The 24,370-nt window shown below is 65.2% G+C and carries 22 protein-coding genes; 14 read left to right on the top strand and 8 right to left on the bottom strand.

Features of this window, described 5'->3' with window-relative positions:
- Nucleotides 1-130: 130 nt before the first annotated feature.
- Together alaS and AC1DW9_RS14755 are read left to right on the top strand one after the other, a co-directional pair.
- Entirely contained in the window at nucleotides 131-2,773 is a 2,643-nt protein-coding gene (alaS, locus tag AC1DW9_RS14760) for an alanine--tRNA ligase (protein ID WP_476855120.1), read from the top strand.
- A gap of 27 nt (nucleotides 2,774-2,800) precedes the next feature.
- Nucleotides 2,801-3,445: a hypothetical protein gene (locus tag AC1DW9_RS14755; protein ID WP_476769136.1), complete on the top strand. Its 645-nt coding sequence runs from the start codon at nucleotides 2,801-2,803 to the stop codon at nucleotides 3,443-3,445.
- A gap of 319 nt (nucleotides 3,446-3,764) precedes the next feature.
- Here AC1DW9_RS14755 and AC1DW9_RS14750 read toward each other — a convergent pair whose 3' ends face one another.
- On the bottom strand, nucleotides 3,765-4,979 hold the full coding sequence (locus AC1DW9_RS14750; RefSeq protein WP_441491501.1) for an NADP-dependent isocitrate dehydrogenase: 1,215 nt from the start codon (nucleotides 4,977-4,979) through the stop codon (nucleotides 3,765-3,767).
- A gap of 221 nt (nucleotides 4,980-5,200) precedes the next feature.
- Here AC1DW9_RS14750 and AC1DW9_RS14745 point away from each other — a divergent pair, with 221 nt between their 5' ends.
- The 4 genes from AC1DW9_RS14745 to AC1DW9_RS14730 all read left to right on the top strand — a co-directional run bounded on the left by AC1DW9_RS14745 (nucleotide 5,201) and on the right by AC1DW9_RS14730 (nucleotide 8,771).
- Nucleotides 5,201-6,040 carry a hypothetical protein gene (locus tag AC1DW9_RS14745; RefSeq protein ID WP_476775879.1) on the top strand — a complete coding sequence of 280 codons (840 nt, stop codon included), beginning with the start codon at nucleotides 5,201-5,203 and terminating at the stop codon, nucleotides 6,038-6,040.
- 62 nt (nucleotides 6,041-6,102) lie between these two features.
- The gene (locus tag AC1DW9_RS14740; protein ID WP_476775878.1) at nucleotides 6,103-6,825 is read left to right on the top strand and encodes an SDR family NAD(P)-dependent oxidoreductase; all 723 of its coding nucleotides are present in this window, start codon (nucleotides 6,103-6,105) and stop codon (nucleotides 6,823-6,825) included.
- Nucleotides 6,826-6,931: 106 nt separating this feature from the next.
- Nucleotides 6,932-7,477: a 2,4'-dihydroxyacetophenone dioxygenase family protein gene (locus AC1DW9_RS14735; protein ID WP_441491504.1), complete on the top strand. Its 546-nt coding sequence runs from the start codon at nucleotides 6,932-6,934 to the stop codon at nucleotides 7,475-7,477.
- 121 nt (nucleotides 7,478-7,598) lie between these two features.
- Nucleotides 7,599-8,771: an alpha/beta fold hydrolase gene (locus AC1DW9_RS14730; protein WP_476769133.1), complete on the top strand. Its 1,173-nt coding sequence runs from the start codon at nucleotides 7,599-7,601 to the stop codon at nucleotides 8,769-8,771.
- A 153-nt stretch (nucleotides 8,772-8,924) separates the two neighbouring features.
- Here AC1DW9_RS14730 and AC1DW9_RS14725 read toward each other — a convergent pair whose 3' ends face one another.
- Nucleotides 8,925-9,332 carry a flagellar assembly protein FliX gene (locus AC1DW9_RS14725; RefSeq protein WP_441491506.1) on the bottom strand — a complete coding sequence of 136 codons (408 nt, stop codon included), beginning with the start codon at nucleotides 9,330-9,332 and terminating at the stop codon, nucleotides 8,925-8,927.
- 227 nt (nucleotides 9,333-9,559) lie between these two features.
- On the opposite strand from AC1DW9_RS14725, the gene AC1DW9_RS14720 reads away from it, so the two are divergent.
- The 8 genes from AC1DW9_RS14720 (at nucleotide 9,560) to flaF (ending at nucleotide 16,111) form a co-directional block, all read left to right on the top strand.
- Nucleotides 9,560-10,693, top strand: coding sequence for a flagellar basal body P-ring protein FlgI (locus AC1DW9_RS14720; RefSeq protein ID WP_043237642.1), 1,134 nt, complete (start codon nucleotides 9,560-9,562; stop codon nucleotides 10,691-10,693).
- Nucleotides 10,693-11,061 (top strand): rod-binding protein, encoded by a 369-nt coding sequence (locus AC1DW9_RS14715; RefSeq protein ID WP_441491507.1) that lies wholly within the window; start codon nucleotides 10,693-10,695, stop codon nucleotides 11,059-11,061. The genes AC1DW9_RS14720 and AC1DW9_RS14715 overlap by 1 nt, the downstream gene beginning before the upstream one ends.
- Entirely contained in the window at nucleotides 11,048-11,536 is a 489-nt protein-coding gene (locus AC1DW9_RS14710) for a hypothetical protein (RefSeq protein WP_441506242.1), read from the top strand. The genes AC1DW9_RS14715 and AC1DW9_RS14710 overlap by 14 nt, the downstream gene beginning before the upstream one ends.
- Nucleotides 11,537-11,728: 192 nt before the next feature.
- A complete protein-coding gene (locus AC1DW9_RS14705; RefSeq protein ID WP_441506243.1) occupies nucleotides 11,729-12,190 on the top strand; it encodes a hypothetical protein in 462 nt (153 codons plus the stop codon).
- Nucleotides 12,191-12,432: 242 nt separating this feature from the next.
- Nucleotides 12,433-13,773, top strand: a complete 1,341-nt coding sequence (locus AC1DW9_RS14700) for a flagellin N-terminal helical domain-containing protein (RefSeq protein WP_476775877.1) — start codon at nucleotides 12,433-12,435, stop codon at nucleotides 13,771-13,773.
- Between the two features lie 206 nt (nucleotides 13,774-13,979).
- The gene (locus AC1DW9_RS14695) at nucleotides 13,980-15,311 is read left to right on the top strand and encodes a flagellin N-terminal helical domain-containing protein (protein ID WP_441506245.1); all 1,332 of its coding nucleotides are present in this window, start codon (nucleotides 13,980-13,982) and stop codon (nucleotides 15,309-15,311) included.
- A 52-nt stretch (nucleotides 15,312-15,363) separates the two neighbouring features.
- On the top strand, nucleotides 15,364-15,756 hold the full coding sequence (flbT, locus tag AC1DW9_RS14690) for a flagellar biosynthesis repressor FlbT (protein ID WP_476855119.1): 393 nt from the start codon (nucleotides 15,364-15,366) through the stop codon (nucleotides 15,754-15,756).
- Nucleotides 15,740-16,111 (top strand): flagellar biosynthesis regulator FlaF, encoded by a 372-nt coding sequence (flaF, locus tag AC1DW9_RS14685; protein ID WP_441506247.1) that lies wholly within the window; start codon nucleotides 15,740-15,742, stop codon nucleotides 16,109-16,111. The genes flbT and flaF overlap by 17 nt, the downstream gene beginning before the upstream one ends.
- 95 nt (nucleotides 16,112-16,206) lie before the next feature.
- Here flaF and AC1DW9_RS14680 read toward each other — a convergent pair whose 3' ends face one another.
- The 6 genes from AC1DW9_RS14680 to AC1DW9_RS14655 all read right to left on the bottom strand — a co-directional run bounded on the left by AC1DW9_RS14680 (nucleotide 16,207) and on the right by AC1DW9_RS14655 (nucleotide 24,319).
- Nucleotides 16,207-17,724: a flagellar biosynthesis protein FlgL gene (locus tag AC1DW9_RS14680; protein WP_441506248.1), complete on the bottom strand. Its 1,518-nt coding sequence runs from the start codon at nucleotides 17,722-17,724 to the stop codon at nucleotides 16,207-16,209.
- Nucleotides 17,725-17,735: 11 nt separating this feature from the next.
- A complete protein-coding gene (gene flgK, locus AC1DW9_RS14675) occupies nucleotides 17,736-19,610 on the bottom strand; it encodes a flagellar hook-associated protein FlgK (RefSeq protein ID WP_476775876.1) in 1,875 nt (624 codons plus the stop codon).
- Nucleotides 19,611-19,681: 71 nt separating this feature from the next.
- Complete coding sequence (locus AC1DW9_RS14670; protein WP_441506250.1) at nucleotides 19,682-21,097, bottom strand: flagellar hook protein FlgE; 1,416 nt, start codon at nucleotides 21,095-21,097, stop codon at nucleotides 19,682-19,684.
- 201 nt (nucleotides 21,098-21,298) lie between these two features.
- A complete protein-coding gene (locus AC1DW9_RS14665; protein WP_476775875.1) occupies nucleotides 21,299-22,300 on the bottom strand; it encodes a YcjF family protein in 1,002 nt (333 codons plus the stop codon).
- A gap of 17 nt (nucleotides 22,301-22,317) precedes the next feature.
- A complete protein-coding gene (locus AC1DW9_RS14660) occupies nucleotides 22,318-23,766 on the bottom strand; it encodes a YcjX family GTP-binding protein (RefSeq protein ID WP_441506252.1) in 1,449 nt (482 codons plus the stop codon).
- A 25-nt stretch (nucleotides 23,767-23,791) separates the two neighbouring features.
- Nucleotides 23,792-24,319 (bottom strand): SixA phosphatase family protein, encoded by a 528-nt coding sequence (locus AC1DW9_RS14655; RefSeq protein WP_441491519.1) that lies wholly within the window; start codon nucleotides 24,317-24,319, stop codon nucleotides 23,792-23,794.
- Between the last annotated feature and the right edge of the window lie 51 nt (nucleotides 24,320-24,370).

Here is a 24,370-nt window from a genome sequence, read left to right as displayed (position 1 = left end):
GCCGCCCGTTTCTTTTATGCGCCAAGGCCTTGTCACGGGAATTCTGGACAGGTGCAAAGCCGCTGACTAGAACCGATCCCAACCAGCAGGCCCGCCCGGCCACCCATCCTGAAGCAGAGTTCGAATTGCGATGAGCGGCGTCAACGAAATCAGGTCCACCTTCCTCGATTATTTCAAGGCGAACGGCCATGAGGTGGTGCCATCGAGCCCGCTCGTGCCACGCAACGACCCGACGCTGATGTTCGCCAATTCAGGCATGGTGCAGTTCAAGAACGTCTTCACCGGACAGGAAAAGCGCTCCTACCAGCGCGCCACGTCGGCGCAGAAATGCGTGCGCGCCGGCGGCAAGCACAATGACCTCGACAATGTCGGCTACACCGCGCGCCACCACACCTTCTTCGAGATGCTGGGGAACTTCTCCTTCGGCGACTACTTCAAGGAGCAGGCGATCACCCACGCTTGGACGCTGGTCACGCGCGAGTTCGGCCTGCCCAAGGAAAAGCTGACCGTCACGGTCTATTCCGAGGATGACGAGGCGCACGCGCTCTGGAAGAAGATCGCCGGACTTTCGGATTCGAAGATCATCCGGATTCCGACCTCGGACAATTTCTGGCGCATGGGCGACACCGGCCCCTGCGGCCCCTGCTCCGAGATCTTCTACGACCATGGCGACCATATCCCCGGCGGCCCTCCAGGCTCGCCCGATGAGGACGGCGACCGCTTCRTCGARATCTGGAACCTCGTGTTCATGCAGTATGAGGAGGCCGCCGGCGGCATCCGCACCAATCTGCCGCGGCCCTCGATCGACACCGGCATGGGGCTGGAACGTGTCGCCGCCGTGCTTCAAGGCACGCATGACAATTACGAGATCGACCTCTTCGCGACCCTGATCCGCGCCATCGCGGACATGACATCGGTCTCGTCCGACGGACCGATGAAGGCGAGCCATCGTGTCATCGCCGACCACCTGCGCTGCTCTGCCTTCCTGATCGCCGACGGTGTTCTGCCCTCGAATGAAGGCCGCGGCTATGTCCTGCGCCGCATCATGCGTCGCGGCATGCGCCATGCCCAGCTGCTCGGCGCCAAGGAGCCGTTGCTTCACCGGCTCGTGCCGGTCCTGACCCGCGAGATGGGCCAGGCCTATCCCGAACTGCTGCGTGCAGAGGCCCTGATCACCGAGACCTTGAAGCTCGAGGAGACCCGTTTCCGCACCACGCTGGCACGCGGCCTCTCGATTCTCGACGACGCTGCCAAGGATCTCGGCGCCGGCCAGAAGCTGAAGGGCGATGTCGCCTTCACGCTCTACGATACCTATGGCTTCCCGCTCGACCTGACCCAGGATGCGCTCCGCGCCCGCGATATCGGCGTCGATCTCGACGGGTTCGACGCGGCGATGCAGCAGCAGAAGGCGAAGGCGCGCGCCGCCTGGTCCGGCACCGGCGAGGCTGCGACAGAAAAGCTCTGGTTCCCGCTGCGCGACCGCGTCGGCGCCACCGAGTTCCTCGGCTACGACACCGAGACGGCCGAGGGCGTTGTCACCGGACTGATCCGCGACAATGCGGAAGTCGAGAGCCTGAAGGCCGGCGACACCGGTTTCGTCGTGCTCAACCAGACCCCGTTCTATGGCGAGTCCGGCGGCCAGGTTGGCGATACCGGCACAATCACCGGGGCGGGCTTCGCCGCACAAGTTTCGGATGTGCAGAAGAAGCTCGGCGACATCTTCGCCCACGCGGTCAAGGTCACTTCGGGCGAAATCAAGCTCGGCACACCGGCTGAGCTTACAGTCGATCATGCGCGCCGGAGCACGATTCGCGCCAACCACTCCGCGACCCACCTGCTGCATGAGGCGCTCCGGCTCGTCCTTGGCGATCATGTCGCCCAGAAGGGCTCGCTGGTCTCGCCTGAGCGGCTCCGTTTCGATTTCTCGCACCCCAAGCCGATCTCCGAGGCGGAGCTGGCCCAGGTCGAGGATATCGCCAACGCAGCCGTGCTGCGGAACGAGCCGGTGGCGACCCACCTGATGAGCGTCGACGAAGCCATCGCTTCGGGGGCCCGCGCCTTGTTCGGTGAAAAATACGGCGATGAGGTCCGTGTCGTCTCGATGGGGACGACCGAGGCCGGCAAGGCCTTCTCGGTCGAGCTCTGCGGCGGCACCCATGTTTCGCGCACCGGCGATATCGGCATCGTCAGCATCGCCGGCGAAAGCGCGGTGGCAGCTGGCGTGCGCCGTCTCGAGGCGGTGACCGGCACGGAAGCCCGGCGTCAGCTCAACACCGATGCCAGGCGTCTGCGCGACCTCGCCAGCCTGCTCAAGGTCCCCGCGGCCGAAGCCGAGGCACGGCTCGCCGCCCTGGTCGAGGAGCGCCGCAAACTGGACCGCGAACTCACCGAGGCGCGCAAGAAGCTCGCCATGGGCGGCGGCGGCAGCGCCGAGGATCCGATCCTCGAGATTTCCGGCGCCAAGCTCCTGGCCCGCGCCGTCACCGGCGTCGAGATGAAGGATCTGAAGAGCCTCGCCGACGAAGCCAAGTCTCGCGTCGGCTCGGGCGTCGTCGCCATTGTCGGCGTCGCGGAGGACGGCAAGGCCGGCGTCGTCGTCGGTGTTACCGAGGATCTGACCTCGCGCTTCGACGCGGTGGCGCTGGTGCGCGCCGCCTCCGAGCAGCTCGGCGGCAAGGGCGGTGGCGGGCGCCGCGACATGGCGCAGGCCGGTGGCCCGGACGGCTCCAAGGCGCAGGCTGCGCTCGACGCCGTCGCAGCCGCGATGAGCTGACCGGGTTCGGACGACGGAGAAGACGGGGTGCAGTATCGTCTCGCCGCCACCATTGCTCTTGCCCTGGTGGCAGCGAGCGCCTCAGGCTTTGCCCAGCAGGTGCGCCCCCGCCCCGCCGCACCGGCCCAGCCCGTCCAGCCAACCCTGTCGGCCTCGCGTAGCGCGATGGCCGGCTCCATGTTGACGGTGTTCGCCAGCAAGGCGCCGGCACAATCACAGCTCGCCATCGCGCGCCCCAGCGATCCTGCTGAAGCGGCCATCGTCTCGGTCATTCTCGGCGCCGTGTCCGCAACCGCGATCACGACGCCCGGCGAGCCCGGCAGCTATGAACTCCGCCTCGTTCGCCAGGATTCCGGCAAGCCCGAGATCCTGGCCAGGCAGCCCCTGGCAACCACATCCCCTTCGGCGACCTTGTCGGCGCCGGACCGCGCCAAGGCCAAGACAAGCATCCCGGTTCGCGGGATCGGTCCCAATGGCGAGCGCGATCGCGTCGTCATCACGGCGCCTGATGCAGCCGTGGACGCGGCAGGCCCATCCTTCTATCCGGCAGAGAATGTCGAAGCGCTGCTGGAAGCACCGGACAAGCCGGGCAGCTATGAACTTCGCTATGTCATGAACGCACCGCTGAGCGGCCAGCGTATCCTCGCTCGCCGCCCCCTCACGATCGAGTAGCGATCATCCCGGCCGCGTGCCCAGGCATCGCGATCGGCGTTCTCAAGGCGAGCGATAGCGCGGAGCTCTCCGAGACGGCTCCGCAGTGAGTTTGCTGGTCATCCCGCAGAGCCCGCCCAACCGAGCGACCAGGTTCCCTTCGTCGAGGACGGATGTCGGCCGCAGCACGTGCGGATCACCCCGCTGACGTTACGCCAGCGGCTGACCTGGTCTGCACGGCACGACACGCTGTGTCGTCGCATGCACCTTGGCCTCGACAGCAAAAAGCGCCCGGATCGGGATCCGGGCGCTTCAACTCATTCACTCAGGATCGCAGAGCTCAGGCAGACATCGCCTTGCGCATGTTCTCGCTGACCTTCTCGAGGAAGCCGGTGGTCGAGAGGAACTTCTGGTCGGGACCGACCAGCAGCGCCAGATCCTTGGTCATGTCGCCAGCCTCGACAGTGTCGACCGTGACCTTCTCGAGCAGCGTCGCGAACTTGGCGAGTTCGGCATTGTTGTCGAGCTTGGCGCGGTGGCTGAGGCCACGCGTCCAGGCAAAGATCGAGGCGATCGAGTTGGTCGAGGTCTCCCTGCCCTTCTGATGCTCGCGATAATGGCGCGTCACCGTGCCGTGCGCGGCTTCAGCCTCGACGGTCTTGCCATCCGGCGTCATCAGCACCGAGGTCATCAGGCCGAGCGAACCAAAACCCTGGGCCACGGTGTCGGACTGCACGTCGCCATCGTAGTTCTTGCAGGCCCAGACATAGCCGCCCGACCACTTCATCGCCGAAGCGACCATGTCGTCGATCAGACGGTGCTCATAGGTGATTCCGAGCTTGTCGAATTCGGCCTTGAACTCGGCCTGGTAGATCTCCTCGAAGATATCCTTGAAGCGGCCGTCATAGGTCTTGAGGATGGTGTTCTTGGTCGAGAGATAGACCGGGTACTTGCGGATCAGGCCGTAGTTCAGCGAAGCGCGTGCGAAATCCCTGATCGAATCGTCGAGATTGTACATCGCCATGGCGACGCCGGCGTCCGGAGCCTTGAAGACCTCCTTCTCGATCACGGCGCCATCATCTCCGACGAACTTGATCGAGAGCGTGCCCTTGCCGGGGAACTTGAAATCGGTGGCGCGGTACTGGTCGCCATAGGCGTGGCGGCCGATGACGATCGGCTGCGTCCAGCCCGGYACGAGGCGCGGCACGTTCTTGCAGATGATCGGCTCGCGGAAGATCACGCCGCCGAGAATGTTGCGGATCGTGCCATTCGGCGACTTCCACATCTGCTTGAGATTGAACTCCTTCACCCGGCCCTCGTCCGGGGTGATGGTGGCGCACTTCACCGCGACGCCATGCTTCTTGGTGGCGTTGGCGGCATCGATCGTGACCTGGTCATTGGTCGCGTCGCGGTTCTCGACGGACAGGTCGTAATAATCCAGCTCGAGGTCGAGATAGGGGAAGATCAGCGTGTCTTTGATCTTCTGCCAGATGATGCGGGTCATCTCGTCGCCGTCCATGTCGACGACGGGATTGGCGACCTTGATCTTGCTCATGTGATTTCGACCCCTGCTGCTGGCCAGTCTGGAACGTTTCCGGGCTGCAGCCATAGCTCCGCAGCCCGCCCGCGCGCTTCCTAGCGGGTTACGTGCCACTGGGGAAGCACGGCTTTTGGCCGAGTTGCCCAAGCCTCATGCCGCACTGCCTTCATGCTGCACTGCCGCAAAAACTGCACCTTCCCGTTCTAACTTCGATTTGAGATCGCCGCCGAGGAAGAATGCCGACTTTGTATCACCATCGCTGCAGTATTCGTGCTGGCCGGTCCATCGGGGCTCGGGCCGGCATCGTTGCCCTCCTGCTCGTCACGGGCTGGGCGGCGAAGGCCAATGACGACGGTGCCTACAGCCCGCGCTTCCCCATTCCCAAACCTATCCTCACCCACGAAGTGCCTGACGACGCGGTCGAACCACAGGCTCAAGAGGCGCAGGACGATCTGGACGCCGTGCCGTTCGATCCGGCTCTGAGCGCGCGCGCAAACTGGCCCGCCACGCCGAAGGCCAACCGGCAGTTGCCTAGGGAAATCCCGCTCAGCGTCATTCGCCAGGGCTTTTCGACACGTGGCCCGACAGGGTCTGCGCCCGAACGGAGCGTCGGCCTCCAGCTCGGCGCCGACACGTTCTCGATCTCGACCAAGCTGATCGCACCGCCCGGGCACGAGCAGGTCGGCGACGCACGCATCGACTGGAAATTGGCCCGGCCTGTCGCCAACAAGGGGCCCGGCTTCATCTGGACGATCTCGACGGGAGGCGGCAGCAGCACGGCGGGAAAACCCGAGCAGAACGCCAGTCTGCTGGTCGGGTTCCGCCACCAGCTCTTTCAGTACCTGACCATGAGCTCGCAGCTCTCCATGGCCGGCAGCTACGTCTTCGCTCCCGATGGTGGCCCGCACTCGACGCTTGTGCCGGAGGTCAAGTTGAGCGCCGATCTCGCAGCTCTGGCGAATCTCTCCTGGGAGGCCTCGCTCGATCTGGCGCTGGCACGTCAGATGCCGCTCGTCGCGAGCCAGTACGAGACGCGCGGCACCGCCCTGCTGCGCCTGAAATACAGCCTCGAATGAAGGGACCCTGCTCTGCCTTTGCCGGCCTTCCGTGATCGCCCCGGTCGCTCTAGCCTTTAGGCATGACAGATACTCCCGTTCCCAAATTCGCTCTCGTAACCGGCGGCACACGCGGCATCGGCGCAGGCGCTGCGCTTGCGCTCGCCCAGTCCGGCTACGAGGTCATCGCCACCGGCCTCACCGATGATGAGGTCGCGGCGTCCCCGCCTCACCCCACGATCCGTCACGCCAAGCTCGATGTGACCAGGGATGATCAGGTCGCGGCCATCGTCGCGCTCTGCCCCCGTATCGATGCGCTGGTGAACTGCGCCGGGATGATCCAGCGCGGCGGCAAGGAATTCGAGATCGAAGCCTTTCGCCTGACGATCGAGGTCAACCTCACCGGTTCGATGCGGATGTGCGTGGCGGCCAAGGACAAGCTCGCCGCCAATGGCGGGGCGATCGTCAACATCGCCTCCATGCTGACTTTCCACGGCTCGCCCTTCGCCCCGGGCTACTCCGCATCGAAGGGCGGCATCGGCCAGCTCACCAAGTCGCTCGCGGCCGCCTGGGCACCTGAAGGCATCCGCGTCAACGCCGTCGCTCCCGGCTGGATCGCGACCGAGTTGACCAGGCCCCTGGTCGAGGATGCTGCCCGTTCGGCGCCGATCCTGGCGCGTACACCACAGGGTCGCTGGGGCGAACCCAGCGATGTCGGCGGCGCCATCGCCTTCCTGCTCTCGGATGCGGCCAAGTTCGTGACAGGTGCCATCCTGCCCGTCGATGGCGGGTATCTCGCCATCTGACGCCATCCACATCAACACCAAAAACGCCAAACACGGCAACGGCATGCAACCGCTTCCGGAATCACTCCGGCAACGACTTGAATCAAGATCTCAGGCAGGAAACGCCATGACCAACCCGAACCCCATGCCAGTCGAGGCGAGCGCCGAGGACCGCTGGACGCCCTATCGCCACCCTCAGCCGAAGGATTCCCCACCCGAACTGATCGTGCCCAATGTCATTCCAACCGACGAGCGGGTCTGGGTGCCGGTCGATGACAATGTCTGGTTCCGTCCGCTGCTCTTCTGCGTGACGCGCGGATACTGGATGAACCTCCTGAAGGTACGCCGCGCCGGCGTGCTCTCGCGCCACCGCCACCCCCTGCCCGTGCACGGCTATGTCCTCAAGGGAAAGTGGCGCTACCTGGAGCACGACTGGGTGGCGACCGAAGGGTCCTATGTCTACGAGGCGCCGGGCGAGACCCATACGCTCGTCGTCGACCCTGACGTCGAAGAGATGATCACCATGTTCCAGGTCAATGGCGCGATGATCTATGTCGATCCCGACGGCAAGTGCCTGGGCTATGACGACGTCTTCACCCGCCTCGACAAATGCCGCGCGCATTACGCGGGCAACGGGCTCGGAGCGGATTACGCGGACCAGTTCATTCGCTGACGACCAGTTTCCGTGCCGGATCGACACGCGTCGGTTCGGCAGCACGGACGAATCCTAAACGGTCTCTCGGCTAGTTCCGGTCAAACCGACCGAAGCCTATGCCACCTCTGGAGAACCGTTCATGCGCGCCGTCCTCGCCCTGCTGATGTGGATGTCGGCGGCCGGCCTCCCCTCGCCAGCCGACGCGCAATCGGACTTCTATACGGCGACGTCTGCCGAGATCGCCGGAGGGCGCCCCGGAACGCTAATCCGGACCGAGATTCTGAACGGAACGCCCGAGGGCGCCAGCGCCTACCGGATGCTCTATCGCTCGGTCGGCCTCGACGGGCGGCCGATCGCCGTGTCCGGTGTTGCGATCGTCCCGCCCGGCCCCGGTCCGGCCGAGGGACGCCCCGTCGTCGCCTGGGCGCACCCGACGACCGGGGTCCAGCCGCAATGCGGACCGTCGCGCTCCGGCGGTATCTTCCAATCCATTCAGGGCCTGCGTCCGATGCTCGCGCGTGGCTACATCGTCACGGCGACGGACTATCCGGGCCTGGGCGCACCGGGGGTCCATCCTTATCTGGTCGGCGCCAGCGCGGCCCGCTCCGTAATCGACTCGGTGCGCGCGACCGGCCAGCTCCCCAATGCCTCCGCCGGGCGGCGCTTCACCGTCTGGGGCCACTCCCAGGGTGGGCACGCGGCGCTGTTCACCGGCATCCTGGCGAAGCGCCTGGCGCCCGAACTCGACCTCGTCGGTGTCGCCGCCGCAGCGCCTGCGACCGAACTCGCCACATTGCTGTCCGACGACATCGACACGGATGGCGGCCGGAACCTGACGGCAATGACCCTGTGGTCCTGGACGCGTGTCTACAAGGCGCCCCTGAACAAGATCGTGAGTTCGGGCGCGATTCCGGTGGTCGATCAGTTGGCCGCAGATTGCCTGGAGAGCCTGACGGACATCTTCAGCAGGCTGCGCCCGACCAAGGCGCTGGAGCGCCGCTTCCTCGTCGACAACGCCTTTGCTGAGCAGCAGCCTTGGCGCGCGCTTCTCAGCCGCAATACCCCCGGTCTCCTGCCGCGCAGCGTCCCGGTCTATATCGCGCAGGGCACGAGCGACACGCTCGTCCGGCCCCAGGTGACACGCGACTACGCAGACAAGCTTTGTCGCGCCGGCAGCGCGGTGCAATTCGATGCGTTGCCGGGCGTCGGCCATCTCCTGGCTGCGCGAGACAGCGCCGACGCGGCGATCGCCTGGATGGATCAGCGCTTCAAGGGCGTGACGCCGCCGAGCGTTTGCGCCCTGTCGCAGTAAGGGTCTCGCTGCAACCGCTCGGTCCTGATCGGACCGGCGGCAGGTTCGAAGGCCATTGCATCGGCCGGAAAAGTGGATTGCGGCTTTCGGGAAGGCCGATGCAAACACAAAGGGTTAGATCATCTGACCGGATACGATTTCTGGTCCGAGGATCTAACGCCCGAGCTTGGCGAGCTCGACCGCCGCCCGCAGCTCGATATGAGCCAGCACATCGTCGAGGCGCGGATCATCGGTGGTCTCGCGCCGCAACGAGAGCGTCGTCTTGAGGCGTTCCAGCTCGGCGATCTGGACGCGGCCGGAGAGGAGCGCAGCCTTCAGCCTGTCGAGCCCGTCGAGCAGGTCATGCCCGCGCCGTGCCTGACGCTTCTTGCGCTCCTGCGCATCGCCTTCGGCCTGGACCGCGAGCAGGAGATCGAGCGACCCCGCATTGCTGACCGTGCTGCCCTGTGCCGCCGTCGCGGATTCGCGGCCGGGCAAAGAGAACGACGCCGCGCCGGCCCGCCGGGTCTGGCTGGCCGAGCCTGCCCCGATAACGGGCGTGCGCGGGTCGATACGGATCATGACGGCCTCGGTTGACGATGCGCCAAGCCTTGGACCCGCATGGTTAACAAGCGGTAAATCGCCCGGCAAAAACTGCCGATCCGGCAGGAACGACATAGCGACAACGGCAAGCGCCAGACAGAGCCTACCTCACAACAGGCTGGCAAATAAGGGTTTTCATGAAATCGGCAGTTGGCACGCCCCTCGCAAGGCATGAGCCGCTACTGTCTCATTCCCGCCGGTGCCCTATGGTTCGCCTGCCCTCCCTGAAACGCCTTGTGACGCCGCTGGCCGCGCTGCTGGCCATCGGCCTGTCCTGGGCGGCCGAGCCGGCGCAGGCGCTCTCCCGCATCAAGGATCTCGCCGCCGTCGAAGGCGTGCGCAGCAACCAGATCCTCGGCTATGGCATCGTCGTCGGCCTCAATGGCACCGGCGACACGCTGAACAATACGCCCTTCACCAAGCAGTCGCTGCAGGCGATGCTGGAGCGGCTCGGCGTCAATACGCGCGGCGCCAATATGCGCACCGCCAATGTCGCCGCCGTGATGGTGACCGCGAACCTGCCGCCCTTCGCCACCCAGGGCACGCGCCTCGATGTCACGGTCTCGGCACTGGGTGACTCCAAGTCGCTTCAGGGCGGCACCCTGCTCGCAACGCCGCTGCTCGGCGCCGATGGCGAGGTCTACGCCGTCTCGCAGGGGCCGGTCGCAATCTCCGGCTTCTCGGCCGAGGGCGACGCCGCCAAGATCACTCGCGGCGTGCCGACGGTCGGCCGCATCGCCAATGGCGGCCTGGTCGAACGCGAGATCGACTTCGCGCTGAACAAGCTGAAGACGCTGCGGCTGTCGCTGCGCAACCCGGACTTCACGACGGCGCGCCGCGTCGCCGCTGCGATCAATGATTTCCTCGGCGGCGATGCGGCAGAGCCGACCGATCCCTCGACTGTCGTGCTGCAGATCCCCCCGCGCTTCCAGGGCAACATGATCCGCATGCTGACCGAGATCGAACAGCTGCGGGTCGAGCCCGACCAGCTCGCCCGCATCGTCATCGACGAACGCTCCGGCATCATCGTCATGGGCAAGGACGTCCGCGTCTCCACCGTCGCCGTCGCGCAGGGCAACCTGACCGTGACGATCAGCGAGCAGCCGGAAGTCAGCCAGCCCGAGCCTTTCGCCCGCGGCCGCACCACCGTCGTGCCCCGCACCAACGTCAAGGTCGACACCGAAGGCGGCAACAAGCTCGCCCTCGTCAAGGAGAGCGTGACGCTCGCCGAGCTCGTCGACGGACTGAACGCCCTCGGAATCGGCCCGCGCGACATGATCTCCATCCTTCAGGCGATCAAGGCCGCCGGCGCCCTCCAGGCAGAAATCGAGGTGATGTAATGACCGCCGCACTCGCCCTCCCCGCTGCGAAACTGGCGCTCGGCGTTGCCGGAAGCCTCGTCAGCGGCCTGGCAAACGCTCTCGATCCCGCCAAGGCGAAGGCCAAGAAGCAGGCCGACGAGTTCGAGACCGTCTTCCTCGAACAGGTCACGGACAAACTGATGGCCTCCAGCGAGACCGAGGGACCGCTCGGCGAGAACGGCACCGGCGGTGGCGTCTATCGCTCGATGCTGACCCAGGAATATGCCCGCAATCTGCAGCGCGCCGGTGGCATCGGCCTGTCCGATCCGATCATGCGCAGCCTGCTGCAGGTTCAGGAACAGGCCACCGCGGCGATGACTACCGGAGCTGCACGTGTCGCTGGCTAGGCGTGTACTGGACGAGCGGCCGCGGATCGCAAGCGCTCTCGAAGCGCAGGCGCTGATCGAAGCCGTGCTGGAGACGCTCGGGGCCCTGTCCCATGTCGTTGGCGAGGAAACCGAACTGGTCCGCGCCGGCAAATTGTCGGACGCAATGGAACGCGAACCGCGAAAGACCGAGCTTGCCGGCATCTATATGCGCGGCGTCGAGCAGGTGAAGCTGAATGCGGTGGCATTGGCGCGCTTCGTCCCCGATCAGGTCAAGCGCCTGAAGGCCGCCCATGTCGCATTCCAGGACCTGATCGAGATCAACCAGATCGTGCTTGCCACCGCGCGAGCCGTCTCGGAATCGATCGTCCGCGATCTCGCCTTCGAGGCAAACCGTCCGATGCGGGCCGCCGGCTACGGACCGACGGCAACTGTGGGAGCCGGCGCCTTTGTCCGCCCGAACTCCGGGCCGCTCGTGATCTCCCGCAGTCTCTGAGCCACGGGGAGCCAGCGTGCCAGGGGGGAGGCGGCGGCTGCCACGGCAATCGTCAAAATTTACCTAATCTCCTTACGGAAGATTCAATCTTCGCGGTCATTGTCGATATGATGCGAAGGGTGCGGCTTGGCCGCGCCTTTCGTACGACGGCCGCGAGGGGTGGCTGTTATCCGACTCCAGAAGGAGTGAGCGATGGATTTCGGGGCCTCGACGAGGGCGACAGCGGTCGGCGCCTATCACGTGACCGCCAGAAGCGATGCCGCCGCGACCAAGGGGAGCATCCCGGTCGAACTGCCGGCGGCGCAAACCGTCCAGTCGGCAACAGCGGGTGAAGCGGTCCAGCTCGATCTGCAGGCCCGCTCTGAACAAGCGCGGCGCGACGACGCCATGGCAAAGCAGAACGCCACCACGGACAGGCAGGCGGCGCGCCAGCGCGAACAGGATCTGCGCGATCTCATCGAGCGTCGCATCGTGATCGAGCCGCGCACCCGCGAAGTTGTCATCCAGAAGAAGAACAGGGTGACCGGCGAGACCGTTTCGCAACTGCCTGACGAGACGCTGCTCCGGCTGCGCATCTATTCACGTGAACTCGCCGAGAAAGCCCGGCTCGCCGACGAAACCAGCGCGCAGCATTATGTCGAGCGCACCGCCTGACAAGGGCTGCCTTCCCGAATTTGTATCCCAGCCGCCCGCTCCCGCGGGCGGTTTGCGTTTGGGCCGATGGAACCCAGCCACCGTCTTATCGCGCGCTTAACCATGCAGTGGCTTTGCCCAATCTGACGGCAATTCGACCGCTGAAATTTACCACTCGTTACGGGTTGGCGACCGAGTGTCCTCGGGTCGCGGCCAGAAGGCCATGACGCCAGAATGGCACCATACCAGAAGGTATAACGACTATGGCTATTACGCTCTCTTCGGCTGTCCGCAATTCGGTCGCCACTCTCCAGCAGACCGCTGCCGCCGCCCAGGCCACCCAGTATAAGCTGGCCACCGGCAAGAAGGTGAACACCGCGGTCGACAACCCGGTCAATTATTTCACCGCCCAGTCGTTGAACGAGCGCTCGGGACAGCTCAAAGGTCTGCTCGACGGCATCTCGAACGGCATCCAGACCATTCAGGCTGCCTCCAAGGGCATCGATGGCATCACCAAACTGGTCTCGTCGCTGCAGTCCACTGTGAAGCAGGCCCAGGCCGACGCCGCTCAGAACCGTCCGACCGTCGTCGGCACCGGCACCACGCTCGCCGGCGCAGCAGAAGCTGTTGCGACGAGCAAGAGCTTGAAGGATATCGCACTCGACAAGCGCATCGGCAGCGCCGGCGATACGGCGGTCTCTGCAGCCACTGCCGGCAGCGCCGGCGACCTGGGTGTTGACACCACGGCCGCTCCCTCGCTGACCATCCAGCTCACCACTGGCACGCCAGCCTCCCCAACTTCGACGACCAACGTTTCGATCGCCCTGACGGCCAACACCACTGTTCGCGATGTGGTCAACGCCATCAATGGTTCGGGTGTCGCTACTGCCTTCGTCGATGAAAAGGGCCTGCTGAACGTCAAGGGAACCGGTTCGGAGACACTGGGCGTTGGCATTGGCACCGGTGCCGATGCCACGGCCTCGACCACCGCAGCCTCGACCGGCGCTGGCAATGCTGCCTTCGGTCTAGCAGCGGCTGATCGCACCACCGGCGGCGTCTCATCTGGCGTGACTTCGGCGGTTCGCTCGAACCTCATCCAGCAGTACAACGACCTGCGCACGCAGATCGATGAACTCGCCAAGGATTCAGGTTTCAACGGCGTCAACCTGCTGGCCGGTGACAAGGTCTCGATCCAGTTCAACGAGAAGACCGGCAAGAACCAGTCCAAGCTGGAGATTCAGGGCTCGACGCTGACCTCCGACAACCTTGGCATCGTCCAGGCCGGCAACACCCAACTCGCCGGCTTCACCAACTTCCAGAACGACGCCGATCTGGAAGGCGCAACCAAGGCCCTGACCGGCGCCTTGACCTCGCTGAAGTCGCTTGCTTCGGGCTTTGGTGCAAACCTCTCGGTGGCGCAGACCCGCCAGGACTTCACCAAGGACCTCGCCGGCGTGCTGGCGGCTGGTGCCGATAGCCTCGTCAATGCCGATGCCAACGAAGAGGCCGCCAACCTGCTCTCGCTGCAGACCCGTCAGCAGCTCTCGCAGACCGCCCTCTCCATGGCCTCGCAGGGCGACCAGGCGGTCCTGCGCCTGTTCTGATCCTTCGTCCGCAGAAGCGGGCTCGCCCACAGAATGTGGGCCGAAGACAAAAAGAGGCGGAGCGAAAGCTCCGCCTCTTTTGCATTTGACGGACGGCATGAGGAGCACGCCGCATCCCTCGTTTAACCATTTGTTATCCCTAACAAGGGATTATCGGCCCAGAAAATTTGGCTCAGCGCCGAATCGCGCGTTCCAGGGGACCGAAGATGGCGAATACGATTCTTTCCAGCGGCGTGCGCAACAACCTCCTGACGCTTCAGCAGACCACCGCGCAGCAGAGCGTCATCCAGAATCGCCTCGCCACCGGCAAGAAGGTCAACTCGGCCATCGACAACCCGGTGAACTACTTCACCTCGGCCTCGCTGAACGACCGCTCCAGCCAGCTCACCGGCCTGCTCGACGGCATCTCCAACGGCATCCAGACCATTCAGTCGGCATCCAAGGGTATCGACGGCGTCACCAAGCTGGTGCAGTCGCTGCAATCGACGGTGAAGCAGGCCCAGGCCGACGCGGCCCAAAACCGCCCGACCAAGGCCGGCACGGCTCTCGCCAACGCTACCGAAGCGGCTGTGACCAGCAAGAGCCTCAAGGATATCGCGCTCGACAAGCGTATTGGCAGCGCCGGCGATACGGCTGTTTCCACCGCGACCCCCGCCTCCGCCGGCGACCTCGGCATCGACACGACAGCAACGCCGTCGCTCGGCATTTCGATCACCGTCGGCACCACCACCTACACAGCCTCCTTTGCGTCCGCGAACACGACTGTCCGGGATGTCGTTAACGAGATCAACAAGTCCGGGCTTGCCACAGCCTTCGTCGACGAGAAGGGCCAGCTCAACGTCAAGGGCACCGGCTCCGAGACCGTCGCCTTTGGTTTCGGCTCGGGCGCTAACGGTGGTGCTGCAATCACCGATGCCCAGGCAGGCGGAGACAACGCCGCGATCGGCTTCAGCGCGCTGGATGCCGTCGTCGGCACCTCGACGATCACCTCGTCGAACGTCACCTCGGCCGTCCGCTCGAACCTGATCCAGCAGTTCAACGACCTGCGCGACCAGATCGACAAGCTCGCCAAGGATTCGAGCTATAACGGCATCAACCTGCTCGCAGGCGACCGCCTCTCGATCGTCTTCAACGAGAAGACCGGCACGAACCAGACCAAGCTGGAAATCCAGGGTTCGACCCTGAGCGCCGCCAATCTCGGCATCGACCAGGCCGTCAACACCCAGCTGGCTGGCTTCGTCAACTTCCAGAACGACCTCGACCTGGAGAAGGCGACCCAGTCCCTGACCGGCGCCCTGACCTCGCTGAAGTCGCTGGCCTCGACGCTCGGCTCGAACCTTTCGGTCGCCCAGACCCGTCAGGACTTCACCAAGGAGCTAGTGAATACGCTGAAGATCGGTGCCGACAATCTCGTCCTTGCCGATCCGAACGAGGAAGGCGCAAGCCTGCTGGCACTGAACACGCGCCAGCAGCTTTCGCAGACCGCGCTCTCGCTGGCCAACCAGGCCGACCAGGGCGTGCTCCGGCTCTTCGGCTGATCGCGCCGAAGCACCCGACCTCCCCTCCCAAAAGCCAGAAGGCAGGATCGTCATGGCTCTCAAAGTCGAGCTCAAGCCGAACGAGCGCATCATCATCGGCCAGGTGGTGATCCGCAACGACGAGCAGCGCACGCGCTTCTTCATCGAAGGCGAGGCGCCGATCCTGCGCGAGAAGGACATCCTCACAGCTACCACCGCCAACACGCCGGCGAAGAAGATCTATCTCGCCATCCAGCYGATGTATCTGGCGCAGGATCCGACGCATGAGCACGAGACCTATTTCGCRCTCGTCCGCGATTTCATGAAGGCTGCCCCGAGTTCCCTGCCGCATATGACCGAGATCAATAACCGCATCTTAAGCGGCGATCTGTACAAAGCCCTGAAGGCAGCAAAGCAGCTGATCGCCTACGAAGCGGAACTCATCGAGAATGCAACACGGGTTTAACGCGTACGCCTCTGCCGCCAGGACTGCCCAGTCTGCCGTCTCCCCTCGCGAACTCGAAGCATCCCTGCTCCTGAAAGCCGCCGTCCGGCTTCAGTCCGTTGCCGATGACTGGCTCGGTCGCCAGCGCGAGCTCGACGATGCCCTGAACTACAACCGCAAGCTCTGGACCCTGCTGGTTTCTGCGGTGATCGCCGAGGACAACCCGCTGCCGGTCGAGATCAAGCGCAACATCCTCGGCCTCGCCAACTTCATCTTCAACCAGACCTTCCGCATCTCCGCCAACCCGGTCCCGGAATCCCTGACCGTGCTGATCGGCATCAACCGCGACATCGCCGCCGGCCTGCGCGGGCGCTGATCCGACGGCCCTTGCGTCCGACACCGACCAAACCCTCAAACGAAAACGGCGCCAGTTTCTGGCGCCGTTTTCGTTTTCACCAAGTCTCGGCTGGGTCAGATGTAGTTCGTCAGCGTCAGCTTCGAGAGAATCGCGGTCGTCTGGTAGCTCGCCTGCAGGCGTGTCTGTAGTGCCAGGATCTGCGTTGCAACCTCCTCGGTCGTGACCTCCTCGACCCCGGCGAGCGTCGTCGTCAGATAATTCTGGGTGGCGGTGTGGCGCTCCTTGGCGCTCGCCATCGCCTTCTGGGCCGTCCCGAGTTCGACGATGATCTCGGCCGGCTTCTGCACGCCGGTGCCGTAGCCGATCGTATTGCTGACGCGTTCGGCCAGGGCCTCGTAACGCCCCTTCGAGTTGGGATCGCCGGCCGGGAAGGTCTCGGCCGCGAATACGGCAAACTGCGCCAGCCCGACCTTGAAGGCCTCCTCATTGGCGCGTGCGCCTATGGCGACGGTCTCGCTCTGATCGACCTGCACCGTCGTCGTCGCGCGCGCCGAGCCCGGCGCATCGTCGCCCTGGTACCAGATCACCGTATTCGCCGGTGTTCCAGGCGCCGGCGCAGCCGTCGCGGTGGCGAAGGGCGGCCCCGGCACCCGCACCGGCGGATTGCTGGAACTGCCATCGAAGAAGTTCTTGGCCGCGACCTGGGCCGACGAGGCCGACAGCGTCGTCTGAGCCTCCTTGCCGAAGGCGGCCGAAACCGAAGCGCGCAGATTGGCAGCCGTGGCATTGACGTCGGCACCGATCTCGAACGTGTCCGTCGCGCTGCCATTGCTCCCGGCCGCCCGCGCCGTCAGGACGATCTCTTTCTGGGTGCCATCGGGCAGATCGACCTTGAAGCGCAAGGTGTCACCGGGCTGCGGCTGAGCCGCGACATTCACGGAGACATCGGCCGGCGGACCCGCAGTATAGGTCGGGACCAATCCCGCCGATGTCGTGGTGGCGGATTTCAGCTTGAAGCCGTAATTGGGATTGCCCGCCTCTTCCGCGATTGTCGCCGTCGTGCCGGCGCCACCTGCCGTGAGGCGCCCGAGCCCGGTCAGGCCGAGATCGGCTTCCTTGCGCTCGGCGATCAGCTGCTTCAGCCCGGCGCGGCCGGCGCCGTCCCCATCCATGATCAGGGAATAGCTGACCACCGGCTCGGTATCCGAGGTCCGCCCCGAGAACAGATAGCGCCCGCCGACATTGGTGTTGAGCAGGTCGAGCGCCTGCTTGAACTTTTCCTCGGCCAGAACCTGCGGCGCCGAACGGCCGCTGGCGCTCTCGACATAGCTGCCCGGACGCGCGTCGTTCTTGGTTTCGGCCGTCAGCTTGGCAAACCCCTCGACCGCCTTGGTCGAGAGCTTGAGATTGACGTCGGCAAGCTGGATTCCGGAGAGCCAGGAATCGAGCGAGGCCTTCTTGGCGTTGAGGTCGAGGCTGGTGCGCCGCTCGATCCCGAGATCGCCGTAGCTGGTGACCTTCTTGCCCGTATCGAGCTGGCGCTGAAGATCATCGAATTTCGCCCGCGTCGAGACGAATTCGCTCGGCCTAGCCGCGCGATAGGCTCCGGTGCCATAGGAGGTAATCGTCATGATGGCGTCCCTCAGACTCTCATCAGCATGTCCATCATCTCCTTCACCGTGGAGATGATGCGGGCATTGGCGGCGTAGGCGTTCTGCAGCTCGATCAACGTCGCCATTTCCTGGTCGACATTGACCTGTGAGGTCTCGGCGAAGCGGCTCTGCACGGAGGCGAGCGCCACCTGCTGGCCTTCATCGAGGCGCTTGGCGTTTTCGACCGCCTGCCCCTGCGAGGCGACGACGCGCTGCACGAAGTTCGAGACGGTGATGTTGGAGGTCGCCGTCGAGCCGTCGAGCGAGACCGCGTTGGTGACGCTCCGCAGGCCCTTGGTCAGCCGGTCGAGCAGCATCTGCGGCCGGGTGGCGTCGCCCTGCGGCGTCGCCGGCGTGGTGTTGAAGACGACGAGCTTCGAGCGGTCCGCGATCAGTCCAGGATTGATCGTGATACGGCCGGCAAAGCCCAGAGCCTGGGACTTGCCCTCGAACGAGCCGGTATAGGCGCCGTTGCCGTTCCCTGCATCGACGAAGAAGGGCAGTTCGGGCGATCCGTTGGCCCCGGACAGGCTTGTAGTGGTCGGGCGTGCCGTCAGGCCGAGCACGTCGCGGGTATTGCCCGCGCCATCGTCGACGATGCGCAGCATCGAACCGGTATTCGAAACCGTGAACCCACCGCCGATCGCGGCCTGGATCTGGGCTGCGACAGACGCCGGGCCGCCCGAGAAATCGATGCCGACCACGGTGTTGTTGGCATCGCCGCTGGCCGATGCCGGCAGCGGCAGCGATGCACCGGATTCCACGCGCACGAAGGTGAAACGCCGCGTCGCGCCACCGGGAGTGACCTGGTAGTCGAGCGTCACGCTGTTGCCGGACTGAAGCCCGGCGAGGTCGACATCGAAGCCTGAGGCCGCGCCTGTGGTGACGGCCGTTCCGGCGATCTCCCGATCGGACAAGGCGCTCGAGAGCTGCGCCGCCATCTCGTCGAGCTGGGCCTGCATCTGCACCAGCGTCTTGTCGCGAAGCTCGAGATTGGCTGCGATCTCGCCCGACCGGAACACCTTGTTGGCGATCGCGTCGATCTGGTTGCCGGAATTGTCGGTCATCGTAATGGTGCCGACACCACGCGTCGCCGCGTTGGGGCTCCATTGCGCTTCCGGGCCAAGCGCGGAGCGGCCGTCGAAGCTGAACTTCACCGCCGGTCGGCCGTCGAAGATCTGGGCACCCGATCCAGTGACGATGCTGAGCGAGCCGCGCGCATCCTCGCTGGTCTTGATGTCCATGTATTGCGAGAGTTCGGAGACGATACGGTCGCGCTGGTCTTTCAGGCCCGCTGTCGCCTGGTCGCTCTGCCCCTGCACGATCCGGGCATTGACGCTGGTCAGCGAGTCCAGCAGCTGGTTGATCTGGTTGACGGCACCGCCGATCTTCGTCTCGGCCTGGGTGCGCTCAGCCTGAACACCGGCGGACAGCCCGTTCAGGCGGTTTGCGAGCTGGCTGGCTGCATCGAGCACAGCCGTGCGGTTGGTATAGGATGACGGATCGTTCTTCAGCGCCTGGAGCGAGGTGGTGAAGGAGCTGTAGACAGAATCGAGCGCCGTCGCGCTTCCCGGCGCGCCGAACAGCTTGTCGAGATTCGAGAGCGCATCCGCCCGTGTCGACGTGTAAGCGGCGCCGGCACTTTCCTGCCAGAGCTGATGCTGGACGATCTTGTCGAGCAGGCGCTGAACAGCCGTGCTCGACGTACCGATCGTCGCGCCACTGAGCGTATCGGAGGTACTGACGACGCGCCGGACATAACCGGCAACGCCGGCATTGGCGACATTCTGCGAAACAACGCCGATACCGGTCTGCGTGACATGCAGCCCGGAAATCGCGGTGCCCAGGGAAGTACTCAGACCCATCGTCAACTCCTGCCGTCACCGGCGATCCTCCTGGATCGCCCGGAACCGCCTCCGCCGGCGGTCAAAGCCGCTCAGCGGATGATGCTGAACACATCGCGCAGCATTTCCTGCGCCGTGCTGATCACCTTGGTGTTGGCCGAGTAGGCCTGCTGGGTGACGATCATCTTCGAGAACTCGTCGGCGATGTCGGTGTTGGATTGCTCGACATTGCCGCCGATGAGCTGCGACGTACCCAGACCGATGATCGGAGGACCGGACTCGATCGTTTCCTCGAAGGCGCCACCGTCGAGGCGCTTCAGGGCGTTGCCGGCATTGAAGCGGGCCACCGAGAGTTGGGCCATCGCGACGACCTGGCCGTTGCTGAAAGTGCCGATCACCTGGCCTTCGGCCGAAACCGAGACGCGGTCGAGCGTGCCGGCCGTATAGCCGTCCTGACGGATGCTACGCGCGTCGATCTGGCCGCTGACATCGCCGTTCTGGGTCAGGCCGTTGCCGCCGGTCGTGAGATTGATGCCGGAGATCGCCGTGCCCGCGATCGTCATGTTCGGCAGCGTGATGTTGCCGCCGGCAGGGTTCACCATCTGGCCGGTGGAGCCGAAGGTGATGTCGACATTGGCATTACGATAGGCCACGGCGCCGCCCGTCGCGCCGGTGTTCTCGGCAACGAAGAGGTTCCAGGTGTCGACGGTCGCCGGAACGGCCGGCGGCCCCACCTGGGCCGGCGCCGCATTCGTGGTCTTGGCCCAGCGCAATTCGACGCTCGTCGCCTTGCCGAGCGCGTCATAGACGGTGACGGACCCGCCCGCGATGGAATCGCTCAGGAATCGGGTGACGTCGGCGCCGGTCACGAGGCCGGTTCCGCCGGCGGTCGTGGACAGCGGATTGGAGGCGTAGCCCGTAGCTTTCAACAGCTCGGATCCAGGCACGGTGGTCTTGGCGTTCGTCGTGCCGGGGAAGGCCGGGATATTGGCGCGATACTCGATCGAGGTCGTCGCCTTGGCCGGGAACTGTTCCTTGGTGATGCGCAGCACTTCTGGCTGGGTGCCGACCAACTGGCCCGTGACGGCGTCGATCTTCAGCCCTTTCAGATAGTAGCCCGCGCCATTCACCAGATAGCCATTGGCATCGAAATCGAAATCGCCGCGGCGGGTATAGAGATTGCTGTTGGTGAACTGGGTATTGGCGCCGAGGCCGCTCTGGCGCTGGTCGACGACGAAGAAGCCATCGCCGTTGATCGCGACATTGGTGTCGATGCGCGTGGCCTGGAGATCGCCCTGGATCGTGTTGGTCGCGCGGCTATAGGACGCGACAGAACCAGCGATCTGGCGATTGAGAGCCGAATCCGGGACCAGATCCGAGAACGTCGTATCGACACGCTTGAAGCCGGCCGTCCTCGAATTCGCGATGTTGCCTGAGATATTCTCGAGCGCATAGGACTGCGCCTGCATGCCCGAAACTGCCGTCGTCAGCGCGCTGAAGACACCCATGATACCCTCGCCTCAACCCTGGCACCCGGATGGGCGCCCAATACGTCGAGGCAACCACTGCAGGGCCCGTGCCATGCAGGAGAATTCTATTTTTCAATCACTTGGATAGTTTCGAAACCGTATCGCGGCGAATTCCGCCCGGCAGTTTCCGTGCCGGCCGGCAAATTTTGCCGAGCCCCAAGATCTTGCCGAGCCCGAAGGTCAGCTGGAAGCCGTGCCGCGCCAGGACGGAAGGTCGCTTGCCACATCCGACAGGGTGGGTGGCTTGGCTTCGATGAATGGCAGAGGCCGGCAAACGGCAAGCGCAGCGAGCCCGACGCGCGCCGTCAGCAGGCCATTGAGCACGCCCTCCCCGAGCTTGGCCGAAAGCCGAGCGGCGAGCCCCTGCCCGACGACCTGCTGGACCAGCGCGTCACCGGCCGCGATGCCGCCTGTCACGACCAGGTGGCCGAGCACCTGCCGCGCCAGACGCAGCAGGCCCAGCGTCCCGGGGCGGCCGGCATAGATGCCGGCGATCGCCCGCAGCAATCTCGCGCAGGCCACAAGCACGAAGACGATATCGATCAGGGCCCGCGGGCTGACGGCCGTGACCAGCGAGACCCGGCGCGCGGCCAGCGCGATCTGCGCCTGCGCCGCGGCGTCGAGCGGCGTCATCAGGCTCCGCTCTGCGACGGTCAGAACGTCATGCGGCGCAAAGAGCTGGGGCAGGCTGTCCGCCAGCTCTGCCCGGCTCTTTGCAGTCTCCGGTCGCGTCGCATAGAGGCGCTGAAGTTCGCCGGTGATCGCCTTGGCTTCGTCGAGACTGCCACCGGCAAGCACCGCCGTGGCACGCAGCCGCAACGACTCGACGCGCCGCTCGCGCAGGATGTCGCGCAGAACCTTGCCCAGCATCACCAGAAGGGCGAGCACGGCGAGCGCCGCCGAGGCCAATGCCGCATAACCCAGCACTGGGCTCTCATTCATCAGCGAGGAGATGGTCCGCTCGGCCCAGACGCCGATCGAGAGTGTCAGGAAGGCGGACAGACCCGCAACGAACACGCTGCCCCAGCTGAAGCCCTTTCGGCTCGCCACCGGGACGACGGCCGGCTCGACCGGGTCGAGCGGTTCGCTTTCGGGCAGGACCGCGACGCCCTTCGTCATGCGTGGAGCGTCCTCGCCCGGCACGGTGGCATCGAGACGAACGGCGCGGGGAGCCTTGTTCATGTATCTGCCTCCCTCCGTCACGCCAGCTTGTCACCGATCAGGAATTCGAGCGCACGGTCGAGGCGAATCTGCGGCGGAGGCTGGCTCCGCCCTCCTGCATCCGGCAGCACCAGCGGCGGCCTGAAGCGTGGCGCCCTCACCTGCCAGGACTGCGCCTTCGGATCGAAGATCGCCTCGGGACGCTCGGGCAGTTCACCCGGGAAGATCGCCGCTTCGGCGATGCCGTCGAATACCTCGTCGCCGACCCTTTCGCCCGCCTCCGGAACGCCCGCAATCGCCGGCAAATCCTCGCCTCCCTGCTTGATCCTGACCTCCCTCGTCGCCCGCACCGCAGCCAGCGCCATCGCCTCGACCTTGGCGCCGGCGCCTTGCGCCCGTGCGGCCGCCCGCGCCACGAGATGAGACATCACTGCTGCCAGCCGGTCATGGCTGGTGTGGTGGATATGGTCGGCTTTCGTCGCAGCGAAGAGGACGCGCTCGATGCGTGGCGCGAACAGGCTCGTCAGCCAGGAGTTGCGACCGACGGAAAATGCCGTGAGGGCCTGGCCCAACGCCGTTTCAAGATCGGCGAGCGCCGGTGGACCGGCATCGAGCGCCGCCAATGTATCGACCAGCACGATCTGCCGGTCCAGGCGGGCGAAATGATCACGGAAGAACGGCGTCACCACGACGCGCTTATAGGCCTCGTAGCGATCCGCCATCAGCCCCGCCAGCGTGCCTGGCGCGACCTCGGTATCGGGAGCGACGTCGAGCGGCGCGAAGGTCAGCGCCGGTGAACCTTCGAGGTCACCGGGCATCAGGAATCGCCCGGGCGGGGTCACGGCGACAGCCTCCGGATCGGCGCGCAGCCTCGCAAGATAGGCCTTAAACAGATCGCTCGCGAGTTCCGCGGCCAGTTCATCAGGAGGCCCCGACGGATCGCGGACAGCGAGGCCATCGAGCCAGGGCTTGGCCGAACCGATCCGGTGAGGCTTGCGCGCATCCACGATCGCCTGCCGCGACCACGTCTTGTAGTCGACGCCGATCAGCGCGAGATCGAGCAGCCATTCGCCGGGATAGTCGACGATATCCAGTGTCAGCGTCGCCGGCCCCTTGAACCAGCCGGCCGCTCGCTCGTAGTCGATCTCGACCCGCAGCTCCGCAATGCGTCGGGTCGACTCGGGCCAGCGCCGGTCGGGACCTGACAGGGCGGCGCGGTGAGCCTCATAGGGAAAACGCGGTATATCGGGATCCGGCTGGGGCACCAGCCGTACGCGCGTGATCCGTCCATCTGCCGCCGCCTTGAGCACCGGCAGCCTGGCGCCCTCGATGAGATTCTGGATCAGCGCCGTGGTGAAGACAGTCTTGCCCGAGCGCGACAGCCCGGTGACACCCAGGCGCAGGCGCGGCCGGGCAAGTCCAAGCAGGCTGTCACCGAAGGCCAGCGCGGCATTGCGCGCCTCGTCGAGATAGGAGGGGGAGCTCATGTGGCGAGGAACGGAGCAGGTCCGCTCATTCGTCCGGCCCTTCGCCCAGCGAGGCGGGCGTCACGAAACGATCGAGCCGCCCGCCGCGCGGTGCGACATCGCGCCAGTCTTCGACGGCGAAATCAAGCACGGCAAGCCCGCAGGTCGGGTATTTCTGTGCCATTCGCGCCGCCGCATAACGGTCGCCATGGCCGGTCAACTTTGCGGCCAATTCCTCAAAGCCGGGATTATGCCCGATCATCAGGAGCGTGCGGACATTGGCTTCCGTGTCATGGACGACCTGCAGCAATCGCTCGGGCTTGGCCTCGTAGATGCGTGGTTCGAGATGGCTCCCGGGGCGCTCCGGCAGCATCGGCCCGACCAGCTCCCAGGTTTCGGTTGTCCGTCGTGCTGGCGAGACCAGCACGAGATCGGGCAGCAGCATCTCCTCTGCCAGATAGCGCCCCATGACAGGGGCTGCTTCGCGGCCCCTGACCGCTAGTGGTCGCTCCCGATCGGTGAGACCGGTGGACCAGCTCGACTTGGCGTGGCGGAGAAGCAGAAGGCGCAGCATAATCAGAACCTAACCATCTGCTTCGGGTTTTGCGAGAGGCCGCGCACGACT

It is taken from the genome of Allobosea sp. P4_E12 (assembly GCF_056401655.1).
This window is presented reverse-complemented; position numbering and strand designations above follow the sequence as displayed.